Annotated in this window: 9 protein-coding genes; all 9 read right to left on the bottom strand. The window is 68.3% G+C overall.

The window, feature by feature from the left end:
- Window positions 1-21: 21 nt before the first annotated feature.
- The 9 genes from GJV80_RS09180 to GJV80_RS09220 all read right to left on the bottom strand — a co-directional run bounded on the left by GJV80_RS09180 (window position 22) and on the right by GJV80_RS09220 (window position 12,811).
- Window positions 22-1,656 carry a thiamine pyrophosphate-binding protein gene (locus tag GJV80_RS09180; RefSeq protein WP_154687642.1) on the bottom strand — a complete coding sequence of 545 codons (1,635 nt, stop codon included), beginning with the start codon at window positions 1,654-1,656 and terminating at the stop codon, window positions 22-24.
- A gap of 2 nt (window positions 1,657-1,658) precedes the next feature.
- Window positions 1,659-2,444, bottom strand: coding sequence for a cyclase family protein (locus GJV80_RS09185; protein WP_154687643.1), 786 nt, complete (start codon window positions 2,442-2,444; stop codon window positions 1,659-1,661).
- An 80-nt stretch (window positions 2,445-2,524) separates the two neighbouring features.
- A complete protein-coding gene (locus tag GJV80_RS09190) occupies window positions 2,525-3,226 on the bottom strand; it encodes a thymidine kinase (RefSeq protein ID WP_154687644.1) in 702 nt (233 codons plus the stop codon).
- Window positions 3,227-3,279: 53 nt separating this feature from the next.
- Window positions 3,280-4,461: an alkaline phosphatase family protein gene (locus GJV80_RS09195; RefSeq protein WP_230208291.1), complete on the bottom strand. Its 1,182-nt coding sequence runs from the start codon at window positions 4,459-4,461 to the stop codon at window positions 3,280-3,282.
- Entirely contained in the window at window positions 4,458-5,042 is a 585-nt protein-coding gene (locus tag GJV80_RS09200; protein WP_154687645.1) for a DUF5998 family protein, read from the bottom strand. The genes GJV80_RS09195 and GJV80_RS09200 overlap by 4 nt, the downstream gene beginning before the upstream one ends.
- 187 nt (window positions 5,043-5,229) lie before the next feature.
- The gene (locus GJV80_RS09205; RefSeq protein ID WP_154687646.1) at window positions 5,230-7,878 is read right to left on the bottom strand and encodes a GNAT family N-acetyltransferase; all 2,649 of its coding nucleotides are present in this window, start codon (window positions 7,876-7,878) and stop codon (window positions 5,230-5,232) included.
- Between the two features lie 38 nt (window positions 7,879-7,916).
- Complete coding sequence (locus tag GJV80_RS09210) at window positions 7,917-10,193, bottom strand: family 43 glycosylhydrolase (protein WP_154687647.1); 2,277 nt, start codon at window positions 10,191-10,193, stop codon at window positions 7,917-7,919.
- Between the two features lie 34 nt (window positions 10,194-10,227).
- Window positions 10,228-11,736, bottom strand: coding sequence for an alpha-N-arabinofuranosidase (locus tag GJV80_RS09215; protein WP_154687648.1), 1,509 nt, complete (start codon window positions 11,734-11,736; stop codon window positions 10,228-10,230).
- A gap of 94 nt (window positions 11,737-11,830) precedes the next feature.
- Window positions 11,831-12,811: a formylglycine-generating enzyme family protein gene (locus tag GJV80_RS09220; RefSeq protein ID WP_154687649.1), complete on the bottom strand. Its 981-nt coding sequence runs from the start codon at window positions 12,809-12,811 to the stop codon at window positions 11,831-11,833.
- Window positions 12,812-13,087 lie beyond the last annotated feature (276 nt).

Below are 13,087 nucleotides of genomic sequence, written 5' to 3' on the forward strand. Positions count from 1 at the left end.
CAGCTGCGTCCCGGCGCTGCGTCAATGACCGCGGAAGGCCTCCGCGAGCCACCACGATCCGCCGTCACTGACGATCTTGGCGTCGATCACCAGCACACCGTCGGGGTGCTCGGTCCAGCGACCGATCGGTGACAGATCATCCGGTCGACGTACGGTGGTGCCGGTTGCGCCGAAGCCGCGGGCGACCGCGGCGATGTCAGTGTCGGGGAACGTCACCGCCGCAAGATCGGCGGCTTCACCGAAGTGGTGCACCTCGGCGCCGTAGGCGGCGTCGTTGTAGACCGCGATCAGCATCGGACGGCCCAGCCTCACCGCGGTCTCCAGTTCCGAGACGGCCATGTGGAATCCGCCGTCACCGGTGGCGATCACGGGCAGCCGGTCCGGTTGGGACAGCGCCGCACCGATCCCGCTGCCCAGTCCGAGTCCGACGGACTGGAAGGCCTGGGTGAAGCAGAAGCCGCGCTCGTCCGGCACCCGCAGGTAGGCGCTCGGGTAGCCCATGAAGTTGCCGGAGTCGACCGCGACCACCCGCTCGGCCGGGAGGATCCGTTCCAGCGCCGCGGAGAACTGCCGCGGATCGATCCGATCGGCTGTGCCGAGATCGTCGGTCGATGTGTCGTTCCACCAGCGGCGCTCGGCCAGCCGCCGGGACACGGCAGCAGTGCGATAGCCCTCCCGGTGGTCCGGGAGCGCGGCGAGCAGATCGGCCGCCGTCGCCCGGCAGTCACCGACCACACCGTGGTCGACGGATCGGTGGCGTCCTATCGCAGCAGGATCGTCATCGATCTGGACGACGGTGGTGGCCGGGCCGATCAGTGCACCGTGTCGCATCGTCCACATGTTCAGGGCGCAGCCCCAGCCGATGATCAGATCGGCGTCGGTGATCAACTCTGCGACGAGCGGGGAGGCGAAGCCGCCGGAGATCCCGCAGTCGAACTCGTCGCCGGCGAACAGCCCGTTGGCCACCGCCGACGTAGCCAGCAGGGCTCCGCACCGCCGGGCGACCGCTGCGATCTCCGGGCCGGCGTGGCGGGCTCCGCGGCCGGCAACGAAGACCGGGCGGCGGGCGGCGGTGAGCACGCCGGCCAACTCCTCGACCGCCTCGCCGGCAGGTCGAACCGCCGTCGGCGTCAGCAGACTCGGAGCCGAAGGATCGGCCGCCATCTGCTCGGTTTGCACGTCAAGCGGCAGGTTGAGCACCACCGTCCGGTGACCGTGCACCGCGGTCCGGTACGCCCGGATCACGTCGTCGGCCAGCGAAGCCGCGCCGTGCACCCGCTCGGGAACCGCCCCGACGCTGGCCACCAGGCCGTCCTGGTCGATCCGGAAGTTCGAGTTGACCGCAGAACCCGCCGTGTCCGCGGCCAGCACCAGCATCGGCGTACGGCTCTTGGCGGCCTCGGCGATCCCGGTCATCGCGTTGGTCAGGCCGCAGCCCTGGTGAACGGTGAGAACGCCGGGCAGGTCGGCGAGCCTGCTCCAGCCGTCGGCCATCGCAGCCGCACCGCCCTCGTGCCGCGCGGCGAGGAAAGGGACTCCGTGACGTCGCAACGCGTTGGTGACCACGAAGTTGCCGCTGCCGACGACGCCGAACGCATGGCCGACACCAAGATCGGCAAGTAGCGATCCGACGGCCTCGGCGACAGAGCTGCCCATGGCTAGGACGGCCCGTCGCCGTCCGGAACGATCGCGAACGCCCGTGCCGGCGATCCGGTGCCGCCGACGATCGGCAGCGGGGCAGCGATGATCAAAGCACCGGTCACCGGAAGTTGATCAACGTTCTGCAGCTGGGTCAGCCCGTACTTGTCTGCACCGAGCAGCTGGTGATGGGCGGGGAACGGCGGTTCGAAACCGCCCGCCTGTCCGGCATCGATGCCCACCGTCTCGACCGCGAAGCCGGTGATCGGTGACCCGGCCAGCCATTTCGCCCCGGCCACCGAGACCCCCGGGGTGTGCGGCCCGTTCTCGTCGGTGTTGAGGAAGGCGACGGCATCGCGGTTGTATCTGCTCCAGCCGGTCCGGAGGACCAGCCAGGCGCCGTCGGGCAGCGGTCCGTTGGCGGCGACGAAAGCCTCGAGGTGTTCGGGTTCCAGCAGGAAGTCGGGGTTACCCGCGACTTCGGTGGTGTAGTCGAGGACGACCGCCGGGCCGATCAAACGCGACGGTGGAATCGTGTCGACAGAGTTGCCGTTGCGGCCCGTCGCCCAATGGCTCGGCGCGTCCACGTGGGTGCCGGTGTGTTCCCCGGTGTGGATGTTGTTCCAGCTCCAGAACGGGCCGTCCTCGTCGAAGTCGCTGACCTTCTCCAAAGAGAGCGGGATCGTGTTGGCGAACGGTGCGGGAAGTTGCAGCACCGGCGTCGTCGGGGACAGCGGTGCAGTGAGATCGACGATCCTGGCCTCACCCGATCCGAGCGCGCCGAGCAGGGTGTCGATGGCGGTCATCGGAGCCTCTCTTCATTGCTGCCTGCTGGACTGCCGCCAGGGTATCGGTCGGCATGCCGGGTCGGTGTGCAGCCGGCGAGTCAGTTCGCGGAGCGGCCCCATAGTCGCTGGCTGCCGTCGTCCTGGTCACCCGGCTCCTCACCGAACGGCAGCGGATCGGACAGGGTCGCCCGGGCGACGGCCCGGGTCACTCCTCGCCGATGATGTCGTCGACACAGCACCTCGTAGGAATAGCGCCGATCATGATCATCGGTCAGTGTGTCGCCGACAACCACCTGATCGCCCTCGGTGACCATCTCGCCGTCCACCGTCCGAGCATTGTGGGTGGCGCGGGCACCGCACCAGCACAACGCCTGTACCTGCAGGGTTTCGATCCGATCGGCCAGCTCCACCATCCGTCGCGAACCCGGAAAGATCTTGGTCTGGAAGTCGGTCAGGATGCCGAACGCGAACACGTCCAGTTGCAACTCGTCGGCGATCCGGGCCAGCTGGTCGACCTGCACTGGTTGATAGAACTGCGCCTCGTCGCAGATCAGGTAGTCGACCCGCTTCCCGCTGGTCAACTCGGCGACCACGTACGCCCAGAAGTCGATGTCCTGGGTGACCTCGATGGCCGGGCGGCGCAGACCCAGCCGGGACGAGATGATCGATTCCCCCGCACGATCCTGGCTGGTGAACAGCCGGCCGAGCCGGCCCGTGGTGCTGTGGGTGTAGTCGATCTGGAGTGCCAGCGTCGACTTGCCGCAATCCATCGGTCCGGTGAAGAAAACCAATTCCGCCACGGGCGTCTATCCTGCCAGCCGCCGGACCGAGTCCCCCAACCGCAGCGGCGGGATCAGCCGATCAGCAGCGGCACGGTCATCTCGGCAGGGGTGAGCGACCCGTGCATGCCGACCAGCCCGTGCTCCCGCGGCTGGGTCTGGGTCATGATCGCCCAATCGTCGCGCATCGCCACGAGGACGTGGCCGAAGCGTTCGAGAACACGATCGTCGACCGCCCCGAACCAGCCGTCGTCGATGGCGTCGTCCCGGGTACGCACCCAGGCGCGGTCGCCGAGCAGGTCGGCCCAGCGGGCGGCCACCAGATGCGGGTTGTCCCGGTCGACGTACAGCTGCCGGAATCGTGCCTCGCCGGCGATGGCGTCCACGCCGACCAACAGTTGTGGCTCGTCCTCGGCGACCAACCGGTGACCGGGCAGGATGTCGACCATTCCATGATCACCGGTGACGATCATGGTCACCTCGTCCGGCAGCAGCTGTCTGATCAGGGAAAGCCGGCGATCGATCTGGGTGAGCGCATCCAGCCATTCGCCCGACTCGCAACCGAAGGCGTGACCGGCATGATCAAGATCGCGTTCGTAGGCGTACACCAGGCTGGCTCTCGCACGGACCGCTGCGTCAGTGATCATCGCCGCCCGCTGATGATCATCCGCGCCGTTGGTGAAACCGACGAACTCGGCGCCGCGCTGGGCGGCGATGGTCAATCCGCTGGAGGCGAAGTGCGCGGGCGACACCGACGTCGCGGCGACACCGGCTGCGTATGCCCGTTCGAAGATCGTCTGTCGCGGCTGGTAGTCACGCGGGTCGACCGGGGCGTCCCAGTAGAGCGCGTTGAGCACCTGACCCAGACCGGGCACCCGGGAGGTGTAGCCGACCATGCCGTGCTCCCCCGGCATCAGGCCGGTGCCGAGACTGGTCAGACTGGTCACTGTCGTACTCGGCACTCCGGCGGTGATCGGTCGTGCGTCGCCGAGCAGGCTGGTCAGGAATTCGGCGTTGCGCACGGCCCGGCGCAACAGGTGCCAGCCGAGTCCGTCGACGAGCACGATCACATAGCGCTGCGATGCCGGCAGCCCGAGGATGTCCTCGCACTGCGGGACGCCGAGATGGGCGCAGGCCGACGGCAACAGGTCGGCGAGGGTGGAGCGCTGATAGGCGGGCCGGATCATCTCCGGCAGCCGACGGGAACTGCCGACGGCACCGAGCGATCGGGACGTTCGGCCGCTGGTGATCGTCACAGGGCTGCCGCCCGTTGCAGATCACTGGCGAACCGCACCAACCGGGCGACCCGTTCGGCGCCGTTGGCGGCCGGGCTCATCCGGATCGTCAGATCGTCGGCCACCAGGTTGCCGGTGTATCCGTGATCTGCCTCGCATTCGGGATCGGAGCAACTGGCCGGTTCGAGGTCCATCCGCCGCATCGCGCCCCATCCGATCGACAGCCAGGTCTCCTCAACCGGCGACTCCGCAGGACGGAAATGCTCCGGATCGGAGACCACCCGGGTCAGCACGACGGTGTTGATGTTGCGGATCGCGATGGATTCGGTGGACGACGACGCGTAGGTGCGGTTGTCACGACCCTCGACGGCGTGATCGTCGGTGTGGCCGACCAGCAGCCGGGTCTGGGTCAGCGCGAGGACGGTCAGATGCCGGTGGAACTCGTCCCGGTCGAAGGTCGGCTCGTAGTGCACCAGGAAACCGAGGACCGGTTCGTCGGCGGCCGCCAGCAGGATCCCGTCCTCGACGAGATCGGGGAAGAAGCCGCACGACTCGATATCGGCACGGAGTTCCTGCCGGACGCTGACAGCCGCCTGGGTCATAGGGTCATCCTTGCACGCACCGCGCGGAACGCCGTTATCAGATCCACAGTCACCCCCACCCCGCCGAGGGGTCACATATTCCCTCATATTTCCGGTGTGTCGTCGCCCTTGGACCCGCCACGGATCCGGATGGGTTGACCAGCCTGCTGTCGTCGGCGATCCGACCCGGTCCGGCTGCCGCCGCGGCCTAGAGACCCCTGGCGAGGGGATCGCGCTGGTCGTGGGCCGGAGCGACCTCGACCCGGGCGCCGAGCACCGAAAGCCCGTTCCGGTTGGCGATGCAGGGTGTGAGCAGCAGCCAGGACAGCTGCGGCAGTTCGTCGGCCAGCTGGGACACCCGGTGCAGTAGGTCCTCGACCCTGCCGACGTCGACCCCGGGCGCACCGTGGAGTCCGAACAAGGTCGGCGCAGCCCGCAGATCCCGTACCATCGCGGCCGCATCCACCGTGGTCAGCGGCGGCACCCGGAAGGCCTGGTCGCCGAGCAGATCGCTGGCGATTCCGGCCAACCCCAACTCGACGATCGGACCGAACGCGACGTCCTCGTGACTGGCCACCCGCAGCGGGACGCCGGCAGCCACCATCGGTTGCACCACCGGCGCCGCAGCAGCCAGTCCGGGATCGGTCTCCAACCCGAGTTCCCGACACAATACGGTGAGGTCCCGCCAGGCCCGCTTCATCGCACCCGGGCCGTCCAGACTGCGGAAGACGCTGGCCAGGTCGGGCCGGCCACGGACCCGCTCCGCTGTCGCCTTCAGTACCACGTTCCAGCCGTAGGACTCCGCCGCGTCCAGAGCAGCGTCCAGGGTGTCGACCCGGCGCTGCCGGACAAGATCGATACCGTACGCCGCCAGCAGCTCGGCTGCCTCGTCATCAGACACCCGACCGCCGTGCGGATTCCTCGCCAGGGCGTGATTGATCACGCGGTGGGCAGCTGCCGGGTCGATGTCGTCCAGTAGCGGGACGGCACCAGGATCCCGTGATCGCCAGTGGGCGTAGGCAGCCACGGCCGCCAACGCATGGATGGCCTCCGACCCGCCTTCGAAGATCGGCAACGACTGTCCTTCGTCGGGTCCTTCCTCCGGCTCGTCGAAGTCCTCGAAGTCGAGGAACGCCGCCAGCAACGGCTTGCCCGAGGTTGTGGCCAACTCCTCCAGCCGCCACTTCGCCTCCTGCGGGTCGGAGCCGAAGACGCCGACCACCGCACAGATCACGGCGTCGCAGCTGTCGTCCTTCAACGCGCGGGCGGCGAGCCCGGCCAGTTGCTCCGGCGGCTGCGCCGGCGCGAGCACCTGCGGTTCGCCGGCCAGGATCAACCCGGCCGACACCAGGGTCTGCGCCAATTGATGTGCCAGCGTCTCGGAGTTGGTGATCAACGTCGTCCGAGGCCCGGCCGGCAACGGCTGCCGGGCGGCGACCTGGGCAATGCCGAACATCGCGTCGCGGCGGTTGGTGACGATCACCCCGGACTGCCGGAACAGTGCGTCCACCGCCTCCTTCGGCGCCTTGGATCGTCCATGATCATCTGCGCTGGTCGTCCGCCGCGTCTGGCCCGGTGAGAAGACCACCACGGGCTTGCGCCGGGCCAGCCGGCGGACGATCCGGGTGAACTTGCGCGGATTGCCCAGACTGTCCAGCGACAGCAGACAGACCCGGGTCTGATCATCGTCCTCCCAGTACTGCATCACGTCGTTGGCGGTGACGTCGGCGTACTCACCGGTCGAGATGAAGGAGGAGATGCCGATCTGTTGCCGCAGCGCAGGGGTGAGCAGGGCCACGCCGACAGCCGCCGACTGGCAGAACAGCCCGACTCCGCCGGCTCGCGGCATCGGGCCGGGGCTGGCGTTCAGGGCAACATCGGGACTGGTGTTGATCAAGCCGAGCGCGTCCGGTCCGAGGGCACGGATCCCGTACGACCTGGCCAGGCTGACCACCCGCGGACTGTCGCTGATGCCGATGTCGGCACCGGTCAGCACCACGATCGCGTGGGCGCCCTTGTGTGCCGCGTCGATCACCACCCCGCCAAGATCATCGCGCGGGATCGACGCCACCACAAGATCGATCCTCCCGTCCACCGTGGCCAGTGATCGACTGGTCGGGACTCCCGAGACCGCGCGACCGTCGGTGCTGATCGCGATCACCTCGCCCCGGAAACCGCCGGACAGCATCGAGGTGACGATGGCCTGCACCCGCGTCCCGTCGCCGAGCACGACCACCCGCTCCGGGGTCAGCATCCGCCGCATCGACGCACCCTCCGCCCGGTGTTCCCGGCGTTCCATCACGCCGACGGACGTGTCGGAGGGCAGGATCGGGAACTCCACCACCAGCAGCCCGTCCTCGTACTGCCGGCTGAGCTTGTAGCCGGCATCGGCGAAGACCTGAGCCATCCGGTTGTTCTCCGGCAACACCTCGGCGACGAATCCGGTGATGCCCCGCTCTCGTGCCGCCTCGGCCAGATGTTCCAGCAGCAACTGGCCAACGCCGCGACCCTGGTGGGCGTCCTCGACCAGGAACGCGACCTCGGCGCGGTCGTCCTCCAGTCGCTCGTAGCGCCCGACGCCGATCATCTTGTCGGCGACAGTCAGGATGAGCGCGACCCGGTCGACGTAGTCCACCGTGGTGAAGTGCTCGACGTCCCGGGCACTCAGCCGCGGATAGGGCGCGAAGAACCGCAGATACTTCGACTCATCGGAGACCCGGGAGTAGAAGTCGACCAGCAGTTGGGCGTCGTCGGGCCGGATCGGCCGCAGGCGTGCCAGGCCGCCGTCACTGAGCACCACGTCGGCTTCCCAACCTGCCGGGTAGCCGGGCGGGTTGTCGGGGGACGTCTGAGGCACGGGCCCATGGTACGAGTCGACCCGGGCAGCCTCCCGCGCTATTTCGCCGCGTAGAACCGTACGTAGTCGAACCGCGCGTCGGTGGCCGGGCTGCTGCCACCCTGGGAAACCAACCCGATCCGCGGTACCTCGCCGGCGGCGAAGGTCCAGACCGCACCCCAGATCCAGTGCCTGCCGTCCCGGCTGACCGCGGCACGGAACCGGTGCTCACCGTCGGCCGTGCGGTGGTAGGCCAGCCGGAGCCAGGTCGGACCGTCCGCGGGTCGGGCCTGGATCGATCCACCCCAGGCCGTGCGTCCATCGGCGGTGGCAACCAGTTGCCTGCCGAACTCCACCTGCCGGGTGTTCCAGATCGCGACCTTGTCCAGCCTGGCGAAGTCGTCGTCGTTGCGGTACGCCACCAACCCGGCCTGCTGGTAGTTACGTACCTCGTCGATGCCCAGATCAAGATCAAGTTTGGTCTCGACGATCCAGTCACCCTTGGTGGTGGGCGGATCGTGCAGCAGCACCGAGGCATGCGCATCGTCTCCGGCCAGATCGCCGGATTGGACCGGGAAGACGAACTGCCCACCGGTCACCGAGGCGTCGGCATCCGGACGGACCCAGGTCCAGCCGGCAAGATCGGGATCGGAGAACTCCTCGTCGGACAACAACCTCCCTGCGGTCGGGGTGGCGACCAGTCGCGTCGCCTGGCGGGCCACCGGGCGTACCGTCAGGTTGTCCAGCAACCCGTGGCCGCGCAGCCGCACGGGTGCCGACGGCAGTCCAAGATCATCGCTGATCCGGACCTCGGCTGCGGGATCGGCGAGATCGGATTCGCCGGCCCAGGCCTGGACGGTGTGCCGATCGACCTGCACCGTGACTGTGTGCCAGCCGGAGTTCCAGTCGAGGGCGGTGCTGGCGGCCCGCCGGTGTCGGTGACCGGCGGTCGTCACGCTGAGCCGTCCGGCGGCCGGGTCGACGGTCGTCGTGACCTTATCGCTCGGGTTGCCCAGTTGCACGGTCACCGGCTGATCGGTTTTCAGGTCGAAGCGGACCCGCACCGATCCGGCCGGCGCCGACCTGTCGGTCCTGGCCGTGCCGGTCAGCGCAGCGGTGTGTCCGGCTTGATCGTCATCCGGGCCGGCGGTCAGACCGCGTACGCCGCCCGCCGCCGGGTCGTCGGCGGTGATGCCGAGACCGGACGTGGTCACCGGCGGCACCTGCGGGGTGTCCGAGGGGCCGGCTCCGGCCCGGGTCCTCGGCCAGCCGTCGATCCAGTCGATCCGGTCGATCAACATCGGCCTGCGGTTGATGCCGAACGCAGCGTTGAGCCAGGGATTGTTGCGGTCGATCGCGTGGTAGACGATCCAGGTGCGACCCTCGGCGTCGGTGGCGATCGCGTTGTGACCGGGACCGATGTAGGTGTTGCCGTTCTGCATGATCACGTTGGTCCCGCCGACGTACGGGTCCATCAGGCTCTGCCCGTCCTGATCGACGAACGGCCCGAGCGGCGACCGGGAACGCCCGGCGTAGACCGAGTAGCCGGTGGTCGGTCCGGCACAACAGTTGGCGACCGAACCCATGAAGTAGTACCAACCGTCGTGGCGGATCAGGTAGCCGCCCTCGTACCGGTTGTCGATGGTGACCTGGGTGTAGTCGGAGTCCGCGGTCAACCCGTCGGCGCTCACCTTGGCCGCCCAGATGCCGCCGTTGTAGCCGCCGAAGTAGAGATAATGCTGCCCGCCGACATCGGTGAAGCCGGAGGGGTCGATGGTGCCGAGGTAGTCCGAGGTGCCCGCCCTCAGCCGTGGCTCGATGATCGGCTGGTCGGCCGCGGTCCACGGGCCGTCAGGTCGTGGTGCGGTCGCCACGCCGATGGCGTTGTCCAAGTCGCCGGCATTCAGGGTGGTGTCGGTGACGGCGAAGTAGAGCACGTACCTGCCGTCGATGTAGCGGATGTCCGGCGCCCACAGGCCCGCGCCGGCGGTGGCATAGTCCGGTCGGTTGCTGCTGGAGAACACCGTCCCGCGGTACTCCCAGTTGACGAAGTCCTTGGTGCGGGCGATGTGGATCAGTCCCGGTTGATCACCGGCCTTGAGTGGATCGGCGGTGGCGTAGGCGTACCACCAGCCGTCCTTGGCCTGGATGATCGACGGATCGGCGAACGTGTCGGAGAACGAATCGCTGACCGCGTTGGTATAGGTCGCCGGCGCCGGGCGGCCGGGCTGGGCTGTCGCGGCCGTCCGCCCGCCGGCCGACCATCCTGCGATCAACAGCAGGACTCCGCAGACCATGATCAGGAACTTGGCGGCAACCCCGCGGTTGGTGATCATCGTTGATCCTCTTCTCGTCGTCGATCGGTGGTTCTCATCGGGTCGCGAGGCGCAGGCAGTGCCAGGAGACGGGTGGCAGCACGGCGGTCGGTCGGCCGTTGTCGAGTCGTGTGGTGCCCGGCAGCGGCACGATCCGCGCCGGTGTCTCCTCGGTGTTGTGGGCATGAGGGTCGGCGTCGTTGATCACCAGGTGTTCGGTGACAGTGAGCTGTGACCCGAAGCCCAGCGCATCGATGGTCAACTCCAGCGGGTCGGCGCGGCTGCGGTTGGCTGCGAAGATCACCAGTTCGCCGGTCTGCTCGTCGTAGGTGGCGACGCTGTGCAGCTGATCGACCGCACCGTACCGGTCGGTGGTGATCATCGGACCCTTGGCGGCGACATCGAGGACCATGGGCTTGGCATGCCGCGCGGTCAGGGCGAACGGGTGGAAGATCGTCTGGCGCCACGCTCCCCCACCGGGTCGGGTCATGATCGGCGCGATGACGTTGACCAGTTGTGCCTGGCAGGCCACCGCGACGCGGTCGGTGCTGCGCAGCAGTTCGATCAGCAGGCTGCCGACGACCACAGCGTCCTGTACGTCATAGCTGTCCTCGATCAGATCCCGGGCTGCCTTGACTCGCTCCACATCGTGCGCGGCGAAGCGTTGCCGGAACCAGACGTTCCACTCGTCGAAGCTGATCATGATCTGCTTGTCCGACTTGTGAACGGCGGCGACATGGTCGGCGGTGGCCACGACCGAGGCGATGAAGCGGCGCAGATCCTCCGCGCTGGCCAGGAAGGACTGATGATCACCGTCGACCGGTTCGTAATAGGCGTGGGCTGAGATCAGATCGACCTGATCGAAGCAGCGTTCGAGCACCTCGCGTTCCCAGGTTCCGAAGGTCGGCATGCCGCGGCTGCTCGACCCGCAGGCGACCAACTGCAGGGATCGGTCGAACATCTTCATCACCCGGCCGGTCTCCGCCGCGAGCCGGCCGTACTCCTGCGGAGTCTTGGAGCCGATCTGCCAGGGTCCGTCCATCTCGTTGCCCAGGCACCAGAACCGCACGCCGTACGGCTCGCGGTGGCCGTTGCGAACCCGTTCGTCGGCGATCGTCGTGCCCGGCCGGCCGTTCACGTACTGCAGGAGTTCCATCGCCTCGCGGACGCCGGCGGTGCCGAGGTTGACCGCAAGCATCGGCTCCAGGTGCAGCCGGCCGCACCACTGCAGGAACTCGTCGGTGCCGACCGCGTTGGGTTCGACCGCGTTCCAGGCGAAGTCCAGCCGGGTCGGACGGTCGTCGACCGGTCCGACGCCGTCCCGCCAGTCGTAACCGGAGACGAAGTTCCCGCCCGGGTAGCGAATGATCGTCGGGCCGAGTTCGGTGATCAACTCCGCCACGTCCCGCCGGAAGCCGTGCTCGTCGGCGGTCGGATGGTCCGGCTCGTAGATGCCGGTGTAGACGCAGCGCCGCAGGTGCTCGACGAACGAGCCGAACAGCCGGCGCCGCAACGGGCCGATGGTGAACTCGGGATCCAGTCTGATCGTCGCCGCAGCGGCCACAGACGTCCTCTCTGCATCGTTGGACGGGTGCCTCCGAGTGACCCTGCCATGCCACTTACCCGGTGTAAAGACCTGCGGGCTCGGCTGACCCGGCTCAGAAGACGACGCGGAATCCGTTGTTGCCGCCACCGCTGTTCGGATCGTTGCGGCTGCGGGCAGCGACCCGGTAGCGGTTGCAGTAGGACCTGTGGCACAGGTAGGAGCCGCCGCGCATCACCCGTTGCGCACCGTGGTCGGGGCCGACCGGGTCGCGGACCGGCGAGCCGTCAGAGTTGAGGTGGTGCTCGGTGCCCCAGCGGTCGGCGGTCCACTCCCAGACGTTGCCGACCACTTCGTACAGGCCGAACCCGTTGGGCGGAAAGCTGCGCACCGGGGCCGTACCCCGGTAGCCGTCCTCGGCGTCGTTGCGCACCGGGAACCGACCCTGCCAGATGTTGCACAGGTGCCTTCCGTCCGGTGTGAGTTCGTCGCCCCACGGGTAGCGCGCCTGATCCAGACCACCGCGGGCAGCGTATTCCCATTCCGCCTCGGTGGGCAGCCGGCCGCCGATCCAGTCGGCGTAGGCGAGGGCGTCGTTCCAGGACACGTGGACCACCGGATGATCACCGCGACCGTCGAGTCCGGATCCCGGACCTTCGGGATGCTCCCAGGTGGCACCCTCGACGCCACACCACCACGGAGTCGCTTCGGGGCGCGGGCTGATCTTGCGGATGGCTGCCGGCAGGAATCCGGCGAACACGAAGCTCCAGCCGAAGCTCTCCGCCTCGGTGCGACGCCCGGTCGCCGTGACGAACCGGGCGAACTGGTCGTTGGTGACGGCGGTCGCGCCGATCGCGAAACCGTCGAGCCGCACCCGCCGGACCGGCCCCTCGGCGTCCTCGGGGAACCCGTCCGCGTCCTCGGTACCCATCCAGAACTCGCCGCCCGGCAGCTCGATCACCTCGCCGCGATCCGGCGACCGGTCGAGCCGGCCCGGCGACTGCGGAGCGTGTTCGTGGCGTGTCCCGGATGATGTCGTGGCCGACGGGCCCCCGGCGCGACCACCCGGGGCACAACAGGACGCGTGATCATGCACGGGTCAACGGTATAGCCCGACGCCCGGCGTGAACTTCGGTCGTCCAGCTGCCCGACGAGTGTCCTTGGGCCGCTCATCCGGTCGTTGGGACGGCCGATGTGCACGTCGTCCACAGGTGAACGGCTGTTGCACCGGTTGCTGCGTGCCAACCACCTGACCGGGTGGACGATCAACCACTGGGTGAAGCTGCCCAACCCTCCTTCCCGGGCACGGCGCGTGTGTCGACATGTTTTCCGGAAACAGAAGGTCGCGATCGAGGTCGACGGCTACCGGTTC

It is taken from the genome of Microlunatus sp. Gsoil 973 (assembly GCF_009707365.1).
GTDB lineage: Bacteria > Actinomycetota > Actinomycetes > Propionibacteriales > Propionibacteriaceae > Microlunatus.

Coding starts and splice junctions, on each gene's coding strand:
- GJV80_RS09180 (WP_154687642.1), bottom strand. CDS start 1,656: ATGGGCAGCTCTGTCGCCGAGGCCGTCGGATCGCTACTTGCCGATCTT.
- GJV80_RS09185 (WP_154687643.1), bottom strand. CDS start 2,444: ATGACCGCCATCGACACCCTGCTCGGCGCGCTCGGATCGGGTGAGGCC.
- GJV80_RS09200 (WP_154687645.1), bottom strand. CDS start 5,042: ATGACCCAGGCGGCTGTCAGCGTCCGGCAGGAACTCCGTGCCGATATC.
- GJV80_RS09210 (WP_154687647.1), bottom strand. CDS start 10,193: ATGATCACCAACCGCGGGGTTGCCGCCAAGTTCCTGATCATGGTCTGC.